The sequence below is a fragment of the Kribbella sp. ALI-6-A genome, assembly GCF_001984195.1.
In the GTDB taxonomy this organism is placed as follows: Bacteria; Actinomycetota; Actinomycetes; order Propionibacteriales; family Kribbellaceae; genus Kribbella.
Window position 1 is genome coordinate 140,940 of the sequence record NZ_MTQN01000005.1, and the last position, 21,322, is coordinate 162,261.

At 70.6% G+C, this 21,322-nt stretch carries 22 protein-coding genes; 12 read left to right on the forward strand and 10 right to left on the reverse strand.

Annotated elements, in window-relative coordinates:
- Nucleotides 1-99: 99 nt before the first annotated feature.
- From BWI15_RS02055 to BWI15_RS02075, 5 genes are all read left to right on the forward strand, one after another.
- On the forward strand, nt 100-1,533 hold the full coding sequence (locus BWI15_RS02055) for a GntP family permease (RefSeq protein WP_077012537.1): 1,434 nt from the start codon (nt 100-102) through the stop codon (nt 1,531-1,533).
- Between the two features lie 46 nt (nt 1,534-1,579).
- Nucleotides 1,580-2,827 (forward strand): CaiB/BaiF CoA transferase family protein, encoded by a 1,248-nt coding sequence (locus BWI15_RS02060; RefSeq protein WP_077012538.1) that lies wholly within the window; start codon nt 1,580-1,582, stop codon nt 2,825-2,827.
- Nucleotides 2,824-3,747, forward strand: a complete 924-nt coding sequence (locus BWI15_RS02065; protein ID WP_077012539.1) for a hydroxymethylglutaryl-CoA lyase — start codon at nt 2,824-2,826, stop codon at nt 3,745-3,747. Before BWI15_RS02060 ends, BWI15_RS02065 begins: the two co-directional genes overlap by 4 nt.
- Before the next feature lie 65 nt (nt 3,748-3,812).
- Entirely contained in the window at nt 3,813-4,610 is a 798-nt protein-coding gene (locus BWI15_RS02070) for an IclR family transcriptional regulator (RefSeq protein WP_077012540.1), read from the forward strand.
- Nucleotides 4,611-4,678: 68 nt separating this feature from the next.
- Complete coding sequence (locus BWI15_RS02075; RefSeq protein ID WP_077012541.1) at nt 4,679-5,206, forward strand: hypothetical protein; 528 nt, start codon at nt 4,679-4,681, stop codon at nt 5,204-5,206.
- Between the two features lie 96 nt (nt 5,207-5,302).
- Here the strand turns inward: BWI15_RS02075 and BWI15_RS02080 are convergent, their stop codons facing one another.
- The gene (locus BWI15_RS02080) at nt 5,303-6,181 is read right to left on the reverse strand and encodes a mechanosensitive ion channel family protein (RefSeq protein WP_077012542.1); all 879 of its coding nucleotides are present in this window, start codon (nt 6,179-6,181) and stop codon (nt 5,303-5,305) included.
- Between the two features lie 230 nt (nt 6,182-6,411).
- Here BWI15_RS02080 and BWI15_RS02085 point away from each other — a divergent pair, with 230 nt between their 5' ends.
- Nucleotides 6,412-6,867 carry a GNAT family N-acetyltransferase gene (locus tag BWI15_RS02085; RefSeq protein WP_077012543.1) on the forward strand — a complete coding sequence of 152 codons (456 nt, stop codon included), beginning with the start codon at nt 6,412-6,414 and terminating at the stop codon, nt 6,865-6,867.
- Nucleotides 6,868-6,880: 13 nt separating this feature from the next.
- Here the strand turns inward: BWI15_RS02085 and BWI15_RS02090 are convergent, their stop codons facing one another.
- Nucleotides 6,881-8,182: a neutral zinc metallopeptidase gene (locus tag BWI15_RS02090; protein ID WP_077012544.1), complete on the reverse strand. Its 1,302-nt coding sequence runs from the start codon at nt 8,180-8,182 to the stop codon at nt 6,881-6,883.
- A 20-nt stretch (nt 8,183-8,202) separates the two neighbouring features.
- Nucleotides 8,203-9,387: a neutral zinc metallopeptidase gene (locus tag BWI15_RS02095; RefSeq protein WP_077012545.1), complete on the reverse strand. Its 1,185-nt coding sequence runs from the start codon at nt 9,385-9,387 to the stop codon at nt 8,203-8,205.
- Nucleotides 9,388-9,601: 214 nt separating this feature from the next.
- On the opposite strand from BWI15_RS02095, the gene BWI15_RS02100 reads away from it, so the two are divergent.
- Nucleotides 9,602-10,369, forward strand: a complete 768-nt coding sequence (locus BWI15_RS02100; protein WP_077012546.1) for an SDR family NAD(P)-dependent oxidoreductase — start codon at nt 9,602-9,604, stop codon at nt 10,367-10,369.
- 28 nt (nt 10,370-10,397) lie between these two features.
- Here BWI15_RS02100 and BWI15_RS02105 read toward each other — a convergent pair whose 3' ends face one another.
- The gene (locus BWI15_RS02105; RefSeq protein ID WP_077012547.1) at nt 10,398-10,850 is read right to left on the reverse strand and encodes a GNAT family N-acetyltransferase; all 453 of its coding nucleotides are present in this window, start codon (nt 10,848-10,850) and stop codon (nt 10,398-10,400) included.
- Between the two features lie 82 nt (nt 10,851-10,932).
- On the opposite strand from BWI15_RS02105, the gene BWI15_RS02110 reads away from it, so the two are divergent.
- Both BWI15_RS02110 and BWI15_RS02115 read left to right on the forward strand, forming a co-directional pair.
- Nucleotides 10,933-11,661, forward strand: coding sequence for an SAM-dependent methyltransferase (locus tag BWI15_RS02110; protein ID WP_077012548.1), 729 nt, complete (start codon nt 10,933-10,935; stop codon nt 11,659-11,661).
- 122 nt (nt 11,662-11,783) lie between these two features.
- The gene (locus BWI15_RS02115; RefSeq protein ID WP_077012549.1) at nt 11,784-12,206 is read left to right on the forward strand and encodes a hypothetical protein; all 423 of its coding nucleotides are present in this window, start codon (nt 11,784-11,786) and stop codon (nt 12,204-12,206) included.
- Nucleotides 12,207-12,307: 101 nt separating this feature from the next.
- On the opposite strand, the gene BWI15_RS02120 is transcribed toward BWI15_RS02115, so the two are convergent.
- The 4 genes from BWI15_RS02120 to BWI15_RS02135 form a co-directional block, all read right to left on the reverse strand.
- Complete coding sequence (locus tag BWI15_RS02120) at nt 12,308-13,066, reverse strand: class E sortase (protein ID WP_083750515.1); 759 nt, start codon at nt 13,064-13,066, stop codon at nt 12,308-12,310.
- Between the two features lie 44 nt (nt 13,067-13,110).
- Complete coding sequence (locus BWI15_RS02125; protein WP_143465377.1) at nt 13,111-13,659, reverse strand: molybdenum cofactor biosysynthesis protein; 549 nt, start codon at nt 13,657-13,659, stop codon at nt 13,111-13,113.
- A 395-nt stretch (nt 13,660-14,054) separates the two neighbouring features.
- Nucleotides 14,055-14,900 (reverse strand): TrmH family RNA methyltransferase, encoded by an 846-nt coding sequence (locus BWI15_RS02130; RefSeq protein ID WP_083750516.1) that lies wholly within the window; start codon nt 14,898-14,900, stop codon nt 14,055-14,057.
- Nucleotides 14,901-14,909: 9 nt separating this feature from the next.
- On the reverse strand, nt 14,910-17,825 hold the full coding sequence (locus BWI15_RS02135; protein WP_077012551.1) for an AfsR/SARP family transcriptional regulator: 2,916 nt from the start codon (nt 17,823-17,825) through the stop codon (nt 14,910-14,912).
- Between the two features lie 147 nt (nt 17,826-17,972).
- Here BWI15_RS02135 and BWI15_RS02140 point away from each other — a divergent pair, with 147 nt between their 5' ends.
- Nucleotides 17,973-18,254, forward strand: coding sequence for a response regulator transcription factor (locus BWI15_RS02140; RefSeq protein WP_077012552.1), 282 nt, complete (start codon nt 17,973-17,975; stop codon nt 18,252-18,254).
- Here BWI15_RS02140 and BWI15_RS02145 read toward each other — a convergent pair.
- Nucleotides 18,247-19,143: an EamA family transporter gene (locus BWI15_RS02145; protein ID WP_202817547.1), complete on the reverse strand. Its 897-nt coding sequence runs from the start codon at nt 19,141-19,143 to the stop codon at nt 18,247-18,249. The genes BWI15_RS02140 and BWI15_RS02145 overlap by 8 nt on opposite strands.
- 41 nt (nt 19,144-19,184) lie before the next feature.
- On the opposite strand from BWI15_RS02145, the gene BWI15_RS02150 reads away from it, so the two are divergent.
- Nucleotides 19,185-19,682, forward strand: a complete 498-nt coding sequence (locus BWI15_RS02150) for a MarR family winged helix-turn-helix transcriptional regulator (RefSeq protein ID WP_077012554.1) — start codon at nt 19,185-19,187, stop codon at nt 19,680-19,682.
- A 29-nt stretch (nt 19,683-19,711) separates the two neighbouring features.
- On the opposite strand, the gene BWI15_RS02155 is transcribed toward BWI15_RS02150, so the two are convergent.
- On the reverse strand, nt 19,712-20,557 hold the full coding sequence (locus BWI15_RS02155) for a phosphotransferase enzyme family protein (RefSeq protein WP_077012555.1): 846 nt from the start codon (nt 20,555-20,557) through the stop codon (nt 19,712-19,714).
- A gap of 79 nt (nt 20,558-20,636) precedes the next feature.
- Between BWI15_RS02155 and lexA the strand changes: the two genes are divergently transcribed.
- Nucleotides 20,637-21,296, forward strand: coding sequence for a transcriptional repressor LexA (lexA, locus tag BWI15_RS02160; protein WP_077012556.1), 660 nt, complete (start codon nt 20,637-20,639; stop codon nt 21,294-21,296).
- Nucleotides 21,297-21,322: the final 26 nt, after the last annotated feature.

Here is a 21,322-nt window from a genome sequence, read left to right on the forward strand (position 1 = left end):
CCCATGACATCTTGCCTACTTCGTGGGTTTATGTTCACATTGTGAGCAGCCCGCCCAACGGCTCGTCCCAGGCCGTCGATCCCCCCGAAGGACCAGCCCATGTCAGACGCCGGAGTACTGATCAACACCGCGGTGGCGATCCTCGCCATCGTGATCCTCATCGTCCGATTCCGGGTCAACCCGGTGATCTCACTGGTGGTGGGATCGCTCTATCTCGGACTGGCCACCGAACTCGGCCTGGACAAGACCATCGAGACCATCACCGGCGGCTTCGGCGAGATCATGGCCGAGGTCGGCCTGCTGATCGCCTTCGGCGTTCTGATGGCCTCGATCCTGCAGGAGCTCGGCGCGATCGAGCGTCTGGTCAAGCACCTGCTGCGGCTGTTCGGCCCGAAGCGGCTGCCGTACTCGATGGCGCTGACCATCGGCACCTTGCTGCAGTCGATCTACCTGGACGTGCTGCTGGTCATCTCGGCCCCACTGGCCCGTACGGCGTCCAAGCGGATCGGGCCGCTCGGCACCGCCCGGATGGCAACCGCGCTGGCGATCGGGCTGGAGACCGGCATCGTGCTGATGGTGCCGGGCGTCGGGGCGCTGGCACTGGCGGCGCTGCTGAGCGTGCCGCTGGGCAAGATGCTGCTGTGGGGCCTGGTGCTGATCATCCCGACCATCCTGATCTCGATCACGATCATGACGTTCCTGTTCCGTCGCGGCTTCTGGAAGAGCGAGGTCGACGAGCAGCAGGAGATCCTGGTGGAGCAGGACCTGGTCAACGTCGCGGCCGACGGCTCGACGACTGCCGCCACCGCCCCGAGCGGCATCGACGACGCGTCCGGCGCTGGTGACGCCGGCCCGCAGGACGACTCCGGAGACGACGACCGGACCGGTCAGCCGCCGCTGGTGCTGCTCTTCGTCCCGTTGCTCACGTCGCTGCTGCTGATCGGCTTCGGCGCGATCGCCGAGGTCGCCAAGTGGGACAACAAGATCGTCCAGTTCGTCTCCGACCCGGTCGTCGCGCTGCTGGTCGGCCTGGTCGGCACCTGCCTGATCGGCCGCTACGCGATGGGCCAGAACCGCGTCGAGAAGGCGATCGCCCGCGGCTTCAAGGAGAGCGGCCAGATCCTCATCCTCACCGCGGTCGGCGGCTCGCTCGCCGCGGTCGTGTCGGCCGGCGGTCTCGGCGACATCCTGCGCGGCTACTTCAGCGCCCACACGTTCGCGCCGCTGCTGCTGGTCTGGGGCATCGCCGCCGTCCTGCACATCGCGGTCGGGTCGGTGACGATCTCCGCGATCACCGCGGCTGGCATCCTGGCGCCGATCGCGCCCGCCCTCGGCCTCGACCCGGTGCTGATCGCGCTCGCCGCCGGCTCCGGCTCGCTGTTCGCCGTCCACGTCACCAGCAACACGTTCTGGCTGCTGCAGTCGCTGATGGGCCAGACCACCCGCGGCACGCTGAAGAGCTGCACGGTCGGGGTGTCGGTCGCCTCGGTCGTCGCGATCGCGCTGCTGATGCCGATCAGCCTGCTCTTCTGATCCCCCCGCTTCCCCTGTGTCCCCGACGATTCCCGGAGATTTCGCCATGACCACGAGTCAGTCCCCCGCACCGCTGGCCGGTGTCCGAGTCCTCGAGCTGGGCAACTACATCGCCGCCCCCACGGCGGGCCGGTTGCTCGCGGACTTCGGCGCGGAGGTGATCAAGGTCGAGCGCCCGGGCACCGGCGACGAACTGCGCAACTGGCGCCTGTACGCCGGAACGACGTCCCTGCTGTTCCGCACGATCAACCGCAACAAGCTGTCGATCGAACTCGACCTGCGCAGCGCGTTCGGCCGCCGTACGGTAATCGAGCTGGTCAAGCAGTGCGACGTCGTCCTGGAGAACTTCCGCCCCGGCACCCTGGAGAACTGGGGCATCGGGCCGCAGGTGCTGTCCGAGGCCAACCCCGAGCTGGTGATCACCAGGATCTCGGCGTTCGGCCAGACCGGCCCGATGTCCGACCGGCCTGGCTTCGCGGCGGTCGCCGAGGCGCACGGCGGCTTTCGCGACCTGGTCGGTCACCCCGACCGTCCGCCGGCCCGGGTGGGCATCTCGATCGGCGACTCGATCGCCGGCCTGTACGCCGGCTTCGGCTCGGTGATGGCGCTCTACCAGCGCGACGCCCGCCGTACCGCGGGACTCGGGCCGGCGCCGCTGACCGAGCGGGTGATCGACGTCGCGCTGAACGAGTCGATGCTGTCGATGATGGAGTCGCTGATCCCCGACTACGAGGCCTACGACGTGCTGCGGGAGCGGATCGGTGGCCGGATGGAAGGCATCGCCCCGTCGAACGCCTACCTGTGCGCCGACGGCGACAGCATCATCATCGCCGGCAACGGCGACCGGATCTTCCAGCGGCTGACCACGCTGATCGGCCGTCCCGACCTCGCCGCCGATCCCGAGCTGCGGACGAACGCCGGCCGCTGGGCCCGTCGCGACGAGCTCGACGAGGCGATCGGCGCCTGGACCGGCGGCCTGCCCGCGGCCCAGGCGATCGAGCAGCTCGAAGCCGCCGGAGTGCCGTGCGGACCGATCTACACCGCGCGCGAGATCACCCGGGACGCGCAGTACGCGGCCCGCGACATGATCCAGCGCTTCGACGTCTCGAACGGCGAAGAGGTGCTGCCGAACGTCGGCTTCCCCGGGATCGTGCCGGTGATCGGCGGCAAGTCGTTGCCGGTCCGGACCCTCGGCCCGGATCTCGGCGAGCACACGCAGCAGGTGCTCGGCGGACTGCTCGGGCTGTCCGCCGAGGAGATCGACGGAGTGCACGACCTGGAGGAGGCGTCATGACCGATGTGAAGGTGCGCGCCGTGAAGGTTCGCGACGTGACGTTGCGCGACGGACTGCAGCTGACTGGCAAGCCGCTGCCCACCGAGCGCAAGGTGGAGGCGATCCGGACCATGCTCGACCTCGGCGTACCGTCGCTGGAGATCGGTTCGATGGCCCGGCCCGACCTGGTTCCCGCGGTGGCGAACACGCTCGACGTGATCCGCGCGCTGACGCCGGACGAGCTGGCCAAGTGCTGGATCTGGGTCGCCACGCCGCGGCACGTCGAGCGCGCGGCCGAGGCGGGTGCGCGGAACTTCCAGTACTGCTTGTCGGCATCCGACCAGCACAACAAGGCGAATCTCGGCCGGTCGACCGAGGACAGCCTCGCGGCGATGCCGGCCGCGCTCGACCTGGCCACCCAGGTCGACGGCGCCGTCCAGCTCTGCATCGCGACGGCGTTCACCTGCCCGTTCCAGGGCGAGATCGATCCCGATCGAGTCCTGGAGATCGTCACCGACGCCCGGGCCGCGAACGCGGTCGAGGTGGTGCTGTGCGACACCCTCGGGCAGGCGGTTCCCCAGCAGGTCCGCGACCTGGTGGCCCGTTCGGCGTCCGAGGACGGGCGGCCGATCGTCTACCACGGCCACGACACCTGGGGACTCGGCGTCGCGAACAGCCTGACCGCGATCGAGGCCGGGGCGACAACCGTCGACGGCTCGCTCGGTGGGCTGGGTGGATGCCCGTTCGCGCCGGGCGCGGCAGGCAACACGGCCACCGAGGATCTGGTCTTCGCGTTGCGGCCGGACTGGCTGACGCCGGAGAAGTTCGGCGTACTGGTTCGGCTGGCGGCGGGACTGCTGACCGATCTCGACGAACCGAACCGGTCGCGCGCCGGGGCTGGTGCGCAGGCCAGCACGACCGCGTTCGCCTGGGCGTCATGAACAGCGGCTGCCTGCTGGCCGGACGAGCCGGACCGGACCCACAGCGGGTCGAATACCCTGATTCCATGGCGACGGCGGACTCCGGCAACAGCGGACAACCCCTGTTGGTGCTGGGCAAGATCGGGGAGATCCTGGACGCGTTCTCCCTGGAGCGGCCGTCGCTGACGCTCGGCGAGATCCGCGAGTCCACCGGCTTCCCGACCTCGACGGTGCAGCGGCTGGTGACGAACATGGTCTCGCTCGGCTTCCTCGACCGGCAGGGCGACCAGGTGCGGGTCGGGGTCAAGATGGCGTACTGGGCGGCGCCGGCGGTCAAGGGTGTCGACGTGCTCGACCTGATCGTGCCGGTGCTCAAGCAGCTGCGCGACGAGACCGGCGAGACCGCGTCGTTCTTCCGCGCCGAGCAGGGGCACCGGGTGTGCGTCGCGCTGGCCGAGACCGCGCACGCGCTGCGCCGGGAGATGCACGTCGGCAAGATCATGCCGCTGCACGCCGGGTCGGCCGGCCGCGTGCTGCTGGCCTGGGACGAGGCGCTGGCCAAGTCGGTGCTGTCCCAGCCGCTCGGACCGATCACCGACAGCACGATCACCAGCGCCGACGAACTGGCCGCGGTGATCCGGCAAACCCGCGCCGACGGCTACGCGATCACCATCGGCGAACGCGAGCAGGGCGCCTCCGGCCTGTCCGCCCCGGTCTTCAAGGCCAACGGCGAGCTCGCGGGCTGCCTGACCATCAGCGGCCCGACGATCCGGATGCCCCTCGACCGCTGCCTGGACTGGCTCGACCTCCTCGTCGAGTCCGCCGAACAGTCCACCCGCCTCCTCGGCGGCCGCTTTCCCACCAGCTCGTCGATCGCGATCTGACCCACTCTCCAGACCGGCGGCGGGGGTCTGCGATTGTGCAAGCTTGATTGCAGTGTAATCATGCTTACATGAGTACATCGCTGGATGACGAGCGGGTGCGCGGCTGGCTGGACGGCCGGCTCCCGCAGGAGTGGTTCGAGGGATCGCCGGAGGTGACGCTCGACCGGGACGAGATCCTGATCGTCGGCACCATCGCCGCTCCCGAGCAGGCCGAGGACGTCAGTCCGGCCGCACGGTCCGCCGCCGAAGAGGGCCGGATCAAGCAGTTCCGTGAGAACACCCGCGAACGCCGGATCGAGATCGCCCAGGAACTCGAGCACGCCACCCGCCGCAAGGTCGCCTGGGGGGTGCGCTGCGGCGAGACCCGTACGGTCTTCACCTCGCTGTCCGCCCCGGTGATGACCCGCCTGCGGCAGCCCGAGCGCCAGGTCCTCGACACGCTGGTCGACGCCGGCGTGGCCCGCTCCCGCAGCGACGCGCTCGGCTGGTGCGTGAAGCTGGTCGCCCAGCACAGCGACACCTGGCTGAAGGATCTGCGCGACGCGATGTCCAAGGTCGAGGACGTGCGCCGCGCCGGCCCGGACACACAGAACTGACCGAAGTCCCCGTTGCAGCCGGGTGGGTGCGACCCGATCCGGTCGCACCCACCCGGGGAACTCCCGCCGGCGGTGACCCCGCCGGACGGGAGCGGTTTACCGCCGGCCGTCCGACCAGTTGCCGTCGGCACCGGTCGTGCCGTTGGACCAGCCGTTCTGCGGCGAGCCGTGGCTGGCCGGGTACTGCTCTTGTTCACTCTGGTAACCGGACTGACCACCCTGCTGACCATCGGCACCGGTCTGGTAGCCGTTGCCCTGACCGTTCTGGTAGCCGTTGCCCGTCTGGTAGCTGTTCGAGGCCGGCCGGTTGGCGGCCATCGCCTGACCCCGGTCGAACAGCGTGCGCAGCGCCTCGCCGGCCAACTCCCGGCCGCCGAGCCCGAACGCCAGACCCAGCGCCAGCGCGACACCGCCGAGCACGATCAGCAGCGTGTTCCCGGTCAGCTGGACCGCGATGCCCAGCTGCGTCAGGGCAGCGAACGCGGCGTACACCAGGATCGCGTACTTGCCGACCTTGGCCAGCGTCTCGTTGCCGGTGGCACCCCGGATGATCGCGGCCAGGAAGTTGGCGAACAGTGCCGCCAGGCAGACGATCACGATCGCGGCGAAGATCCGCGGGATGTAGCCGAGCATCGCGCTCATGAAGTTCGAGATCTCCGGGACGCCGAGCGCCGAGGCGAACATCGTGAAGCTGATCAGGAACACGAACCAGAACACGACCTTGCCGAGCATCGCCGAAGCGGTCAGCCCCGTGCCGGACCGCTGCAGCACGCCGGACACGCCGGCCCGTTCCATCCACTGGTCGAAGCCGACCTTGCCGAGCAGTTTGCCGACCAGGTTGCCGAGCACCTTCGCGACCAGGTAGCCGACCACCAGGATCACGATGCCGCCGAGCAGGTTGGGGACGAACCCGAGAAGCTTGCCGAAGGCATCTTCGAAGGGTTGGGTGAAGTCGATTGCCAGTGCTGCAGACATCGGACCATCTTCCTTCCGGACTGAGCCCGCACCGCCGGCCGCGCGCACCGCTGCACACGACCCCGGCCACGGGCGGATGCAGTGGTGTCTGCTCCACCCGTGCCCGTCGCCGCAGGCCGCAAACGCCTGTCCGCTAACGCAAAGTGATTGCATAAGGCAATGACCGTGACGACCGGACACTGCTGACCCAGCGCGCCGAACCGGTTCATCCGGCTGCGAGAATGTGCCTCATGACCGCTGCCGAGATCCGCCGCGCCACCCTCGCCGACCTGCCCGCGATCGTCACGCTGATCGCCGACGACCAGCTCGGCGCGACCCGCGAGTCACTCGACGACCTCACCCCGTACGCCGAAGCCTTCGCCGCCCTCGACGCCGACCCCAACCAGCTGCTGATGGTTGCCGATCGCAACGGTGAGGTGGTCGGCACGTTCCAGCTCACGATCATTCCCGGTCTGTCCCGGCGCGGCTCGACCCGCGCCCAGATCGAGGCGGTCCGCGTCGCCGCCTCCGCCCGCGGCACCGGCCTGGGCACCACGCTGATGCAGTGGGCCGTCGACGAGGCCCGCCGCCGCGGCTGCAGCCTGGTCCAGCTCACCTCCGACAAGACCCGCACCGACGCCCACCGGTTCTACCAGAACCTCGGCTTCACCAACAGCCACGAGGGCTTCAAGCTCCGCCTCGACTGACCGCCGTACGGCGTCAGCTGACCTTGGCGGCCGGGGCCACGAAAGTGTTGCAGGAGGCGGGGTTCGCGGTCTTGAACGCCGTACCGGCCCACAGCCACATGTTCTTGCGGGAGCCGTGGTCGCGCTTCTTCTTCGGATCGTACTCGTCGCCGGTGTGCTTGGTCTGCCACTCCCAGATCCGCAGCCGCTCACCGGTCAGGCCCAGGGCCGTCTTGTTCGCGCCGAGCCACGCCGCGCCGAGGCAGCTGGCCTGCAACTCCATCCGGCGGTTCTCCTCGAGCTTGGCCGCTTCGGTCTTCGCCCAGCCCTCCCGGGATCCGGACGAGATCAGGATGTTGGTGAGCATCTGGACGTGGTGCGCGTACTCGTGGGACAGCGTGTCCATCGCGCGGGCCCGGCCGGCCTCGGGGTTCTGCCGGAAGAACTTCGAGTCCTGGTCGCCGCGCATGGTGATGGTCTCGCCGTCACCACAGTAGAAGGCGGTGTCGGTGGGCTCGCCCAGGCACGAGGTCTGGCCCTTCGCGTACAGCTGCAGCTTCGGCGGCCGGAACTCGTAGCCGGCCTTGCGGACCAGCGGCGCCCACGCGCGGTTCAGGCACGGCAGCAGCGCCTGGTAGTACCGCAGCGCGGCGGCCTCCGTGGTCGGCTTGACCTTCGGCTCAGCACAGTTGACGGAGGCAACCTTCCCGGCCTTGTACAGACCGTTCTGCTTCACCCGGACGGCGTCCGGGACCGGCTGCACGGTCACCGTGACCGTCGGCTGCGGTGGCGCCGGGAGCGGCTCGGTCTGCTTCACCGACGGCTTGGACAGCGGGCTCGCGACGGTGTCGAACGTGTCCATCGCGCGGTATCCGAGCAAAGCGGCACCGGCCAGGGCGACGATTCCGGCGACCGCGCCGGTGATCACCACCGGCTTCGGCAGCCGCCGCGCCGGACCGGCCGGCGTCGGGTCGCTGAACTGCGGCGCCCGGCGGCTCGACGGAGAGTTCCAGCCCACCGGCCGGCTGCCACCCCGCTGTCGAGCGCCGGTCAACGGCGCCGACGGGGCCCCCGGCAACGGAGCCGGAGGAGGGGCGCCGAACCCGGTCTGCCCGTCCTCGGTCGGCAGCGGAGCACCCTTGCGCTGAGTGGGTTCGTCCGCGGAGATCGGCTTGGCCTTGCTGAGCCCCATCGGCTGCGGGCGTCGTACCGGCCGGGAGACCGCCTCCTGGGAAGGACCGGGCTCGCCGTCGCCACCGGGCAGGAAGTGGCCGGGGGCGGGCACGGTCGGCTGGGACTCCGGTGCCGGGTCGGGCTCGGTGGGGGCGTCGGTCATGGTGTTCCAGTCTTCTCGCGTCAGCTGACCTTGGCGGGGGCCGCCACGAAAGTGTTGCAGGAGGCAGGATTGCCGCTGCCGAAGCCCCGGCTCATCCACTGCTCGACGTTCTTGCGGGATCCGTGGTCACGGACCTTGTCCTTCGCGTCCTCGTCGCCGCTGTTCCTCGTCCGCCACTGGTACTTCGCGAGCAGCTCACCGCGCAGCGGGAACGTCGCCTTCTCCGTCCCGAGGAACACCGCCGACAGGCACGCGGCCTGCAACGCCTGCCGCCGGTCCAGTTCCAGCTCGGCGGTCTTGTTCGGCGCCGTGTCCCCCATCGACCCGGCCGCTTCGTAGATGCCGGTCAAGTGTTGTACGTGCAGGGCGTACATGTAGCCGAGGCCGACCGCGAGATCGACGCGCGCCAGCGGCCGGTTGTCGGCGAAGTCCTCCGGCCAGTCCTCCCAGCCCATCGCGAGCACGCCGCCGTCGGCCGGGCAGTAGGTGTCCAGCCCGTCGTCGTGCACGCCGCACGCGGTCTCCTGGCCGTTGTCGAAGATCACCAGCTTCGGCGGGTTGAACTCGGCACCGGCCTCGCGCACGACCGGCTCCCAGGCCTTGTTCAGGCAGCCGAGCAGCGCCTCGTAGTACGCGCGGACGTTGTCCTTGGTCGTCGGCCGGTACGCCGGCTCCTTGCACCCGGCCGCGGCGAGCTTGCCGGTCGAGTAGAGCTTGTTCTGCGCGGTCACCACGGCGTCCGGCGTCGCCTCACCGGCCGGCTTGGCCGCGTCCGGGTCGTCGGTGCCGCGGACCGACGGCGCACCCATCGGGCTGGCGACGTAGTCGTCGAACGACGCGAGCAGCTTCATGCCGCCGAAGGCGAGTCCGGCGATCAGCACCAGCACTCCGGCGACGATGCCGGCGACCAGCAGCTTCGACCGCTTCTTCGGCACGAACGGGATCGGCTCCGGCCGGTACCGCGCGTTGAACGCGGCGACCGCGCGATCGCCAGGTGGCGGCGGACCGATCCGCGAACCGTGCAGCGGCGGCGGTCCGGCGGGCGCTTCGGCACCCAGCCGGGGCGTCGGCGCGGCGAGCGGCGTGCTCCCGGCGGTCAGTGGAGCCGTCCCGGCGGCCGGGGCCGTGGTCTCGGGAGAGGCGGGCTGGTCGCCGGTGCCGCCAGGCAGAAAGTGCCCAGGCCCGGGTGCTCCGTCGTTCGCCATGCTGTCCCGCATCTCCCCAGTTCGCGGCCACCACGGCCGGCCCACCCAAAGTCTGTTGGCGACCGGAACCACCCCCTGGCCCGCAACCGCCGGACGATGCTACTGCGCGACACGCCGGACGGCGTACCGGATTGCAGCTATTGACATCGATCCGCGACCTTGGGCGGCGTTGTCCTACGCTGAGTCACCCGCCACCAACGTTACGGAGTACCGGATGAGCGTGCTGGACACTTTCGGGCTGGACGGCCGCCGGGTCCTGGTCACCGGCGGAAACCGCGGCCTGGGCCGGGCCTTCGCGCTCGCGCTCGCCGAGGCCGGTGCGGACGTCGCGATCGCGGGCCGTGACACCGAGCGCAACGACCGGGTGGTCACCGAGATCACCGACCGCGGCCGCCGTGGTTTGGCCGTCACGGCCGACATCACCCGGCGCGACGACGTCACCGCGATGGTCGAGCAGGTGACCGCCGAGTTCAGCGGCATCGACGTGCTGGTCAACAACGCGGGCATCGCGATCCACCGGCCGGCCCTCGAGGTCCCGGACGAGGAATGGCAGCAGGTCATCGACCTCAACCTGACCGCGCTGTGGAACACCAGTACGGCGGTCGCGCGCGGCATGATCGCGGCCGGCGGCGGGGTGATCGTCAACATCGGCAGCATGTCCGCGCAGATCGTCAACCGCCCGCAGTGGCAGGCGTCGTACAACGCCTCGAAGGCCGCGGTCCATCACCTGACCCGCAGCCTGGCCGCCGAGTGGGCCCCGCACAACATCCGGGTCAACGCGATCGCGCCGGGCTACGTGAAGACCGACATGGCTCCCGTCGATCGGCCCGAGTTCCGCCAGCACTGGATCCTGGACGCGCCGCAGCAGCGCTACGCCACGCCCGAGGAGATCGCGCCTTCGGTGGTCTATCTGGCCAGCCCAGCCAGTTCTTTCATGACCGGCTCAGTGCTGCTGATCGACGGCGGCTACTCCGTCTACTGATCGCCCGATCGCGTTCGACCAGGTGGGCTCAGGACACCTGTTTTTGCGAGAGATCGAGCGACAGCTCCAGGTCGCCGTACGGGTCGGTGCCGAGTTCGGTGAACCCGGCCGCTCGCATCGTCGCGAGACTCGCGGCGTCGCCGGGCTCGACCGTCGCGTAGATCGAGGTCGCTTCCTGCTCGCGGGCGAGCTGGATCAGCAGGGCCAGGGTTTGGTGCCCGAGGCCCTGTCCTCGCCGCTCCGGTGCGACGTAGAACGTGATCTCGGCTTCGCCGTCGAGGATCTCCAGGTCGACGAACCCGACCGGCCCCTCGTCGTCGCGGACCAGCCGCCCGAACCGGGTCGGGGCCTCAAGCAACGGCGCCCACCGGCGGACCGCGTGCGCGTAGAAGTCACCGAAGATCGCCCCGCCGACCGGGTCGGCCGCCAGCCAGTTCTCGACCTGGCGGAGTCCGTCGGGGTCCATCGCCTCCATCCGCATGCGACGACTCTGCCCCGGCCGGTCGCGCCTCACAACCTCAAACCGGTTGCGACCGCGGTGAGCGTTCCGGTTGGCTGACCGGATGGAGTTGCTGAAGCGGCCGGAGTACCCGCTGTCCTCGAAGTACGACCCGGAGTGGGTGGTCGCCAACGACATGGGCCCGCACCCGCTCTGGCTGCTGGAGGACCTGGCCCGCGACCTGGAGCTCCGGCCCGGGATGCGGGTGCTCGATCTGGGCTCCGGCAAGGGCGTGACGAGCGTCTTCCTGGCCAAGGAGTACGGCGTACAGGTGTGGGCCGCGGACCTGTGGATCGACCCCACCGAGGCCGCGGCCAACTTCACCGGGCTCGACATCACCGCACTCAAGGCGGAGGCGCACGCGCTGCCGTTCGCGCATGGTTTCTTCGACGCGATCGTCTGCATCGACGCCTACGAGTACTTCGGCACGGCGGACGGCTACCTCGCGTACCTGACCGCGTTCCTCAAGCCTGGCGGCCAGCTCGGCGTGGCCACTCCGGCCCTGCGGCGGGAGATCCGCGAACTCGGCCACATCCCCGAACACATCAAGCAACTCGTCGGCTGGGAAGCGATCGCCTGGCACACCGCGGACTGGTGGCGCTTCCACTGGGAGATCACCGAACTCGTCGACGTCACCTCCGCCCGCCTCCAGGAGTCCGGCTGGCACGACTGGCTGATCTGGTCTCAGGCCCTGACCGCGCACCGCGGCACCCCGGACCCGGCGCTGGAGATGCTGGAGCGGGACCAGGGCGAGTTCCTGACCTTCGCCCTGCTCACCGCCCGCAAACGCTGACCCCTTCGACCTTGGGCACCGCCCGGTCACCGATCCGGAGTCACCGCGGCTGATGGGTGCTCAAGGGGGTTCGGCGGGCCCCGGTGGGTGTGGAGTTGGTGGTGCGGGAGATGCTGAGGGGTATGAGCTGGGCTATCTACGCAATGCGAGGACCGGGCGGTGTCCGTCGGCTGGACGAGATTCCGGAGGGCTACCAACCACCGTCACTGGGGAGCGCGGACGAGGTGGTCGAGATCGTCCGTGAGGTCGCTCCCGGCGTCGACGCCACCAAGAAGTCGTGGATGCTGCTGCGCAGCGACGAGTACGACGTCGAGATGTCGATCGGCAAGGGGGTCGACGTGCACGACGTCACCTTCTACCTGAACGACGGCGCGCGGTCGATCCCGGTGGTGATGGAGATCAGCCGGCGCCTCGGCGCGACGCCGTACGACACCGAGTCGGGCGACTTCCTCACCGAGGAGTCCCGGCCGCCGGTCCCGCCGCCGCTGACCGAGGAAGAGATCAAGGCGAACAAGCCCAAGTGGTGGAAGTTCGGCCGCGCCTGACCTGGCACGTCGCGCCGGGCGGGCGGCGCGGACGCTTCGCCCCGGCTCGCAGTTCCCAGCGGACGGTTCGCCCTGGCGGGCGGGTCAGCTCGCCGGGCGGGTCAGCTCGCCGGGCGGGTGGCGACCAGCGTGCCGATCTTGTTGATCCGGTGCTCGGGGTTGCCCAGGGCGTCCTTCCAGTAGTTGCCCTGGGCATGGTCTTCGGGTGTCGCGCAGGTGCTCAGGGTGATCTTGGCGCGGGTCGGCGCGACACCGGGGCGGCCGGGCACGGCCGCGTTCTGCTGGGCCAGCTCTGCCGGCTTGCGGAACGAGATCGTCATCGTCTGGTCGATCACGTAGTCGTACACGACCCCGCCGGCCGTCACCAGCACATGGTCGCCGTGCTTCAGCTGCGGCACCCGCCCGAACGGCCTCCCGTGCGTCGTCCGGTGCGCGGTGACGATGAAGTTCCCGATCTCGCCCGGCCCGACGCCGCCACGTGCCCCGCGCGGTGAGGCCGCGACGCCGCGGTCCTGGATCACCGTGCCCGGCCGGTCGTCGGCGGTCCCGGTGTAGGGGACCACGCGCAGTCCGTTGACCCGCAGCGCCGGAATCGCCAGCACCGACGTCGTACGCCGCGCGGTCGGCGAGGGCGTCGGGCTCGGAGTCGCCTTCGGCGGCGTCGGCGTCGGCGTGGTGGTCGGAGCCGACTCGGACCTGGTCGGCGTACCAGGCGTACCGGCGGGAGCCGACTCGGACGCGGTCGGCGGAGCAGGCGTACCGGCAGGAGCCGACGGCGTCCCGGCGAGCTCCCCGGCGACATCCGAGCAACCCACCAGCACCCCGGTCAGCAGCGCCGCCGCCACCCACCGCCTCACCATGCCAGGAAACTAGCTCCGCCCACCGAAAGCCAGCCGAAACCGCCTCAGACCGTGAGCACCGCCGGCCCGAGCCGCAGTTCGCCGTCGTCCAGCGGCTCGCACCGTACGCCGCCGCGCCCGCGCAGCCCTTTGAACGCCCCCGGCGCGACCGCCACGTCCATCCACGCGCACGGGTTCGCCGGCCGATGCGCCTGGAACCGCACCGGCCCGAAGCCCGAGTCGATCGAGAACACCTGCCCGTCCACCCGGGTCCCGTCCGCCAGCCGCCGAGCCGCGAGGGTGTCGACCGGGAAACCGCGCAGCACGACGTTCCGCCGTACCAGATGCGGATTCGGCACCGCCGCCAAGTCGAGCCCGTCGGCCAGCTCCTCCAGCGCTTCGACGGCGAAGACCGTCACCGCGGCCTTCCGATGCACCGGCTGGTTGAAGTACCGGTCCCCCACCAGCCCCAACCCGGCCCGTACCGTGACCCGGTCGACCACCCCGTCGAGCGGATCGACCAGCGGCCCGTCCTGCGGCCGCCCCTCGTACGCATGCACCGGCGACACCAGCAACGCCACGATCTCCACCTGCGCCACCACACCACCCGCCATGTCACTCACCGTACTCAGGCTCGGCGACGTGGTCGGCGCGGGTGCTGATCGGCTGGGAGAAGTCCACCGGCCAGCGGAAACCAGCCCCGGTCGTCGGCGCGCCTGCTCGGCCTACGGGGCTACAGCGGGTAACAGTGGGGTGATGACCAGAGGTGATCAGCAACCCGAGTGCAAGCCGTGGTGCAGTCCCAAGCACTACCGGTTCTGCGGCGGCGCGTGCTGCCCCCATCTGCACCAGGTCACCCGGGACGGGAAAGACGCCGGCCGAGACCCGGCCCGCCTCTCTGGCCGCACTCGCGCCGGCGTCTGAAGTTCACCGTCGTGACTGGTGCACCGAGCAGGTGCCCACCGAACTCACGCCGCATGCATGTGATGTGGAGCACATTTTAAGCGGCTCAGCGCCGGTTGGCCACCTCGAACGCGACCACGGCCGCCGCGACCGCGACGTTGAGCGACTCGACCCCGTTGTGCAGCGGGATCCGCAGGTCGGTGTCGGTCCGCACCGAGATGCCGTGCGTCTCGCCACCCAGCACGAACACCGACCGCGGCGCCAGCTCGGTCCGGAACAACGACCGCTGCGACCGGGCCGACAGCCCGTAGATCTCGTAGCCCGCGTCGCGGAACGCCTCGACCGCGCCCTGGGCGGTCGGCGCGTTCACGATCGGGGCCTGGAAGGCGACACCGGCTGACGCCTTGATCACCAGCGGCCCGACGTGCGGCGTCCCGGCCCGGGGCAGCACGACTCCGTCGAAGCCGGCGCCGGTGGCGGTCCGCAGGATCATCCCGACGTTGCCGGGATTCGTCACACCGTCCAGCAGGAAGACCTTGGTCGGCCGCCGGCCACGGGAGCGCAGGAAGTTCTGCAGCGGGGTCATCCGGGGCGCGTCGACGTCGGCGACCACGCCCTGGTCCTGCTTGCCGTTGCCCGCCAGCCACTTCACCCGGGTCGCGGTGGCGCGCTCGACCGGCGTACCGACGCGGCGGGCGGTGGCCAGGATCTCGTCCAGCGAGTCACCACCGGCGTTGTCGGCGACGACCACCTTGGCCACGGTCAGCGCGGGGTCGTTCAGCGCCTCGAGCACCGGCTTGCGACCGAAGATCGTGATCCACTTGTCCCGCGGCGACAGCTCGGCCCGGTCGCCCTCGCCGGTCCGGCCTGAGGACCCGGCACCGCCGGAGGACCTGGGCCCTTCCGAAGGCCTGGGCTGCCTGGGCGCTCCGCTACCTGTCCGCCGACTCACCGAGCCACCTTATCCGCCACGCGCCCTGGCTCCGGCCGACAGCCGGCCTCCCGCGCTCCGGTACGACGACCCGGTGGTGACCTGGTCCGACAACCGCTCCCGGACCTTGGCCGCGGCCGCGTCGTCCAGGCCGGCCAGCAGGTCGAGCGCGTGCGTCCACGCCTCCCGTGCACCGGCCGGGTCGTCGGCCGAGACCAGGCAGTCGCCCAGGTTGATGAGCGTGGTCGACTGGTTGACGGTGTCGCCCAGCTCGGCGAACGTCGCGATCGCGTGCCGGTAGGCGCGGGCGGCCTCGGCGTGATGGCCGAGCAGGTGGTGCGCCTGGCCGACGCTGTCCCAGGTGTTCGCCTCACCGTGCCGGTCGCCGATCTCGGCCCACAGCCGCAGCGACTCCAGGCACAGCGTCAGCGCCTGCTCGTGGTCGCCGAGCGTCGAGTAGGCGTTGCCCAGGTTGTTGATCGTCATCGCCCGGATCACCGGGTCCTCGGTCAGCTCCAGCGTCTGCCGGTAGAGCCGGACCGCCTCGTCGGTGTCCCCGCGGTCGGAGGCGAGTGTGGCCAGCGTGGCGTACCCGTTGGCGGCCCGGTCGGTCTCGCCTTCCTCCTCGTACACCGCGATGGCGAGCAGGAGGTGCGCCTGCGCCTCGTCGTACTGCTGGAGCCGGAGGTGGCCACGGCCCAGGCTGACGTGGAACCGGGCCTGCAGCAGCCGGTCGCCGAGCCGGTCGGCGGCGGCCAGGCCGGTCTCGTCCGACGCGAGCGACTGACGCCAGCGGCCGGTCCGGTACAGATAGGTGTCGAGCACCCGTGCCAGCCGCCAGACATGCTCGTCGAAGCCTTCGTCCACCGCCAAGCTCATGGCCGACAGCAACGGCTCGTGCTCGGCGGTGAACCAGCCGAAGGCCTGCTCGTAGTCAGCGCACTCGCGGACCACCACGCCGGGCTGCGGCTCGATCGGATCGACCTGTGGCCGGTGCGGGTTGATCATGAAGTCCGCGGTCTGCGCGCTGACCGTGTAGTGGTCGAGCAGCCGGTGGATCGCGGCCCGGCGCTGCTGGGCGGGCAACTCGTCAGCCAGCTCGGCGGCGTACAGGCGGACCAGGTCGTGGTACATGTACCGGCCGGGCTCACCGGCGAAGACCAGGTTCGCGCTGAGCAGCTCGCCGAGCAGCCGCCGGACCTGCGGCAGCGGTCGGCCGGTCAGGCTGGCAGCGGCCAGCTCGTCACAGGACATCGCCCGGTGCAGCGCCATCAGCCGGAAGAGCTCGGCCGCCGGCTCCGACAGCGCCCGGTACGACCAGGAGAAGACCGAGCGGACGTCGACCACCGCGTCGACGTCCATGAACGCGTCCAGCACGCCCTGCTGGTCGCGCAGCTCGGTCAGCGCGGCGGACAGTGGGAAGTGGGGCGCTGTCGCGACCCGCGCGGCGACCACCGCGATCGCCAGCGGCAGCCGGCCACAACGCTCGGCGATCTCGGCCAGCTCGGCACTGTCCTGCGCGCCGGGCTGGCCGAGCCGCCGGTCGAGCAGCCGGACGGCGTCCTGCGACGAGAGCACGTCCAGCTCGATCAACGCGGCGCCGTCGTGCACGCTGAGGCCGCGCAGCTGGTTGCGGCTGGTCACGATCACCAGACTCGAGTCGCCACCCGGCAGCAGTGGGCGGACCTGCTCGGCGTCGCGGACGTTGTCGAGCAGGATGAGCAGGCGCTTCCCGGCCAACAGACTGCGCAGGTACGCCGCCTGCCGGTCGACGTCGTTCGGCAGCTGAGCGGCCCGGACTCCGAGCGAGTCGAACAGCGCCATCAGTGCCTCAGGCACGGTCAGCGTGGGCCGCGCCGGATCGAAGCCCCGCAGGTTCAGGTAGATCTGACCGTCCGGGAACCGGTCGGCGATCCGGTGCGCCCAGTGCAGCGCGAAGGCCGTCTTCCCGACCCCGGCCATCCCGGTCACCACGACCACCGACTGCGGCTCGTCGGAGTCGCAGTTCAGCAACGCCTCCGCGCGCTGCAGCTCCCCCTCGCGGCCGACGAACCCGCGGAGCCCGGCCGGCAACTGCGCCGGCCGCAGCGTGGCTTCGATCGGTTCGTCCTCGCTGCTCGCCTCTGCCGAGCGGCCGTCGTCTGGTTGCGCACGGGTGATCACCGCAGCACTGGGAATCAGCGTGGGATCACCGCGCAGGATGCGCTCGTGCAGACCCCGCAGCCCCGGGCCCGGATCGACTCCGAGCTCCTCGGCCAGCAGCTCCTGCGTCTGGCGGTAGACCTTCAGCGCGTCGGACTGGCGGCCGTGACGGTAGAGGGCGAGCATCCGGAGCTCCTGGAAGCGCTCGTCGAGCGGGTGCTCGGCGGTGAGCTGGTCCAGCAGCACCTCGGCGTCGCCGTACGCTCCGGCCTCGACCTGGGCGACCGCCTTCGCCTCCAGCGCGGTCAGCCGCAACTGGTCGAGGTGGACGCGCTGGGACTCCGCGAACTCCCCCGGCACCCCGGCCAGCGCCGACCCCCGCCACAGAGCGAGGGCCTCGTCGAGCAGCGCGATCGCCTTGGCGTGGTCGCCCGACCGGCCGGCGTCCTGCGCGGCACCCACGGCTTCGCGGAACTTGGCCAGGTCGAGGGAGTCGGGTCCCGTCGCCAGCAGGTAACCGTGACCGACCGAGGCGATCACCGAGCTGCTCGCGTCACCCGTCGCGCCGGCGCCGAGCACCTTGCGCAGCCGGTAGACGTAGCTGCGGACGACGTGCTCGGCCGAGTTCGGCCCGTCTCCTGCCCACAGCGCGTCGACGATCTCCGGCACCGACACCTGGGCGTTCTCGCGGAGCAGCAACACCGCCAGGACGGCCCGCTGCTGCGGCGGCCCGAGCTCGAGTTCCCGCTCACCCCGCCACGCACGGACGGGACCCAGTACGGCGAACCTCAGGTGCCCGGACACCTTCCTCCACTCCGGTCGTTCCAACCCCGCGACTGCCAGTGTGCAACATCGCACGAAGCGTGCGACGAGCAGCCGGGGTGACTGCCGAGTAGCCGAAGACGACCAGACGTCGATCGGCTGTCTATCCGCCTGGGCGATGCTGGCACCGTGCAGACCGCTCACGACAACGAACTAGGCGAGCAGCAGCGCCAACTGCTGCGCCTGATGGCCCAGGGGTTTCCCGACACCACGATCGCCCGGCGGCTGTCGCTGGGCCCGCGGACTCTGGCCCGCCGGATCTCGGAGCTGTACGCCGTGCTCGGCGTCGAGACGCGCTTCCAGGCCGGCGCCGCCGCCGAGCGGCTCGGCCTGCTAACTCCGGCTCACCCAGTACGGGCGCAACGGCACTTGGCGATCACGCCCGGCACCGCCCGGCGGAAGGTCAGCTGACCGCGACCGGCTGTTTCTGAGGTTTCTTCCGGGCAGACCGCTTCCCGGCCGGCCGGCCCAAGGTCACACCGAGCAGGACCAGCGCCAGACCGACCAGCTGCCCGACGGTGAGGTGGTCACCCGCCAACGTCGTACCGAGCAACACCCCGGTCACCGGGTTGAGCAGGCCGACCAGTCCGACCGGGGCCGCGTCGAGGTGCCGCAGTCCGGTGAACCAGGCGACGTACGCGAGCGCCGTGGCGACCAGTCCGATGTACGCGAAACCGGCGATCGCCGGCAGGTCCAGCGACGGCGGCGCACCCTCGACGACGACGGCCACCGGGACCAGCACCAGACCACCCGCGATCAGCTGCCAGGCAGTCGTCGCCAGGAGGTCGCCCCCGCGTCCCCACTTCTTGGCCAGCACGTAGCCGAACGAGGACATCGTCAGCGCGGCCACCGACGCCAGCACTCCCGCCAGCCGTACGCCGGCCGTCCCGCCGCCGAGCATCAGGCAGACCCCAGCGATCCCGGCGACCGCTCCGAGCAGCACCCGCCCCGACGGCCGAGCGCCGAGCAGGACCCAGGCGAACAGGCCCATCGTCAGCGGAGTTGCCGACATGATCGTCGAAGCGACGCTGACCGGCAGCAGCTGCGACGCGACGTAGATCAGCGCGAAGAAGGCGCCGACGTTGCAGACACCGAGGACCAGCGACTTCCACCACCAGTCACCGCGCGGCCGGCTTCGCGCCAGCGCGAGCAGCAGGAGTCCGGCCGGCAGCGCGCGGATCACCCCGCCGTACAGCGGGTAGCCGGCCGGCAGGAACTCGTGGGTGACGAAGTAGTTGGTCCCCCACGCGACCGGCGCAATCGCCGTGATCAGCAGCCAGCGCCACGAAGTATCTTCCACGGAAAACATTGTATCTTCCATGGAAGATATATGCTGACCGGGTGAGCGAAGACCGTGTCGACCGGATCCAGGCCGCCTGGCACACCGAGCGCCCCGACCTCGACGTCAGCCCGCAGGGCGTGATCGGCCGGCTGCACCGGATCGCGGCCCACCTGACCGCGGAGCTGGCCGTCGTGTACGCGAAGTTCGGGCTGTCCGAGGGCGAGTTCGACGTCCTGGCCGCCCTGCGCCGCGCCGGTACGCCGTACGAGCGGGCGCCCGGCGAGATCGCGCTGCACACGATGGTCACCACCGGCGCGGTCAGCAAGCGCGTGGACCGGCTCGAGCAGGCCGGACTGGTCCGCCGGATGCGCAGCAACACCGACGGCCGCGGCCGTGTCGTGCAGCTGACTCCGGCCGGGCACAGGCTGATCGACAAGGCCTTCAGTGCTCACATGGCCAACGAGCAACGCCTGCTGTCCGGGCTCACACCCACCCAGATCAGTCAGCTCGAGGGGCTGCTGAAGACCTGGCTCACCGACCTGGAGCCGCCGGACTGAAACACCGTTTCAGATGGTAGAACGCTGTTTCAGAAGCCCGAATGCTGCTCGTACCAACGCAGCAGCGGCTCGAACGCCTGGTGCTCGGCCGCGCTCAAGGGGCGGACCGTTTCGTAGCCCTCCCGGAACGTACGGCGTACCGCGGGCGAGGTCGGCTGCCAGTTGGTGAACCGGGTGCCGAGATAGATGGCTGCCTGGGCCAGGTCCTCCACCTGGTGCCCCCAGGCCAGCTCGTCGAAGTCGAGCACGGCGACGATCTTCGGGCCCTGGGTGAGGATGTTCGCGGCCCGGAAGTCGTTGTGCACCGGTTGCTTGCCGCCGAGCGGCGGCACACCCGGCACGCCGGTCGGCCGCGGCCTGATGTCGTTGTGGATCAGCCGGTCGTCCTCGTACCCGGCCAGCGCGTTGTGCAGCTCGGCCAGGCAAGCCCCCGCCGCCCGGACCGCGTCCTCGTCCTCGACGTCGAGCCAGTCGCCCGTCACCTCCGGCAGCACTGCCAGCGACAGCTCGCAGGCCGGCCCGTCGACGATCACCCGGACGCGCGCGTCGAAGGCCGGGATCGGCGCCGCCACCGGCACCCCACGCTCGTCGAGCACACGCAGCAACTGCGCCGACGCCTCCAGCCGGTCGAACTGCCCCTGCGCCCGCGACCACTTCACCACCAGCGGACCCCGGTCGCTGTCCACCCAGACGATCGCGTTCTGGTCACTGATCACCAGCCGGCCGCATCCCGCGGCCTCGATCCCCCACACCGCGCCCAGCACCTCGCCGACCCACTCACCCGCCGCCTCGAACCTGTCGAACCCGAACCGCTCCCGCAGCGCCTGCTCCGGCTCGGTCTTCTCCCACAGCATCGACAACCCCATCGGCAACATCGCTCCACCGTACGAGCCGCCGGAGTCACCCCCGCGCCGGTCGACGGTTCTGGGGGTGGCGCCCTCTACGCTTTCGCGGGTGAGTACTTATGACACCGACCCGTTCGAGCACCTGGCCCCGGCATCGCTGCCCCAGCGGCAGCAGCAGATCCTCGTCGTGATCCGCGACTGGGTGAACCAGCACGGGTACTCGCCGAGCACCCGGCAGATCGGTGAGGCGGTCGGGCTGCGCTCGGCCTCGTCGGTGTCCAAGCACCTGGCCAGCCTGGAGGAGAAGGGCTTCCTGCACCGCGGGACGTCGGTGACGCGGCCGATCGACGTGCGCCTGTTCCTGCAGGACGGCGGCAGCTCGACGGTCTCCGACGACTCGGTCTCGGTCCCGGTGGTCGGCGACATCGCCGCCGGTACGCCGATCTCCGCGATCGAGCACGTCGACGACCACCTCAACCTGCCGCGCGGACTGACCGGCCGCGGCACGGTCTTCGGCCTGCGCGTGCGCGGCGAGTCGATGGTCGAGGCCGCGATCTGCGACGGCGACATCGTCGTGGTCCGCCAGCAGGCCGAGGCCCACTCCGGGCAGATCGTCGCCGCGATGATCGACGAGGAGGCGACGGTGAAGGTCTTCCGCCGCCGCGGCGGCCACGTCTACCTGGAGCCGCGCAACCCGGCGTACGAGGTGATCGACGGCGACAACGCCACCATCCTGGGCGTCGTCGTCTCTGTTCTTCGTACGGTCTGACCTTCCGCCGGACGCCCCGCCCCCGG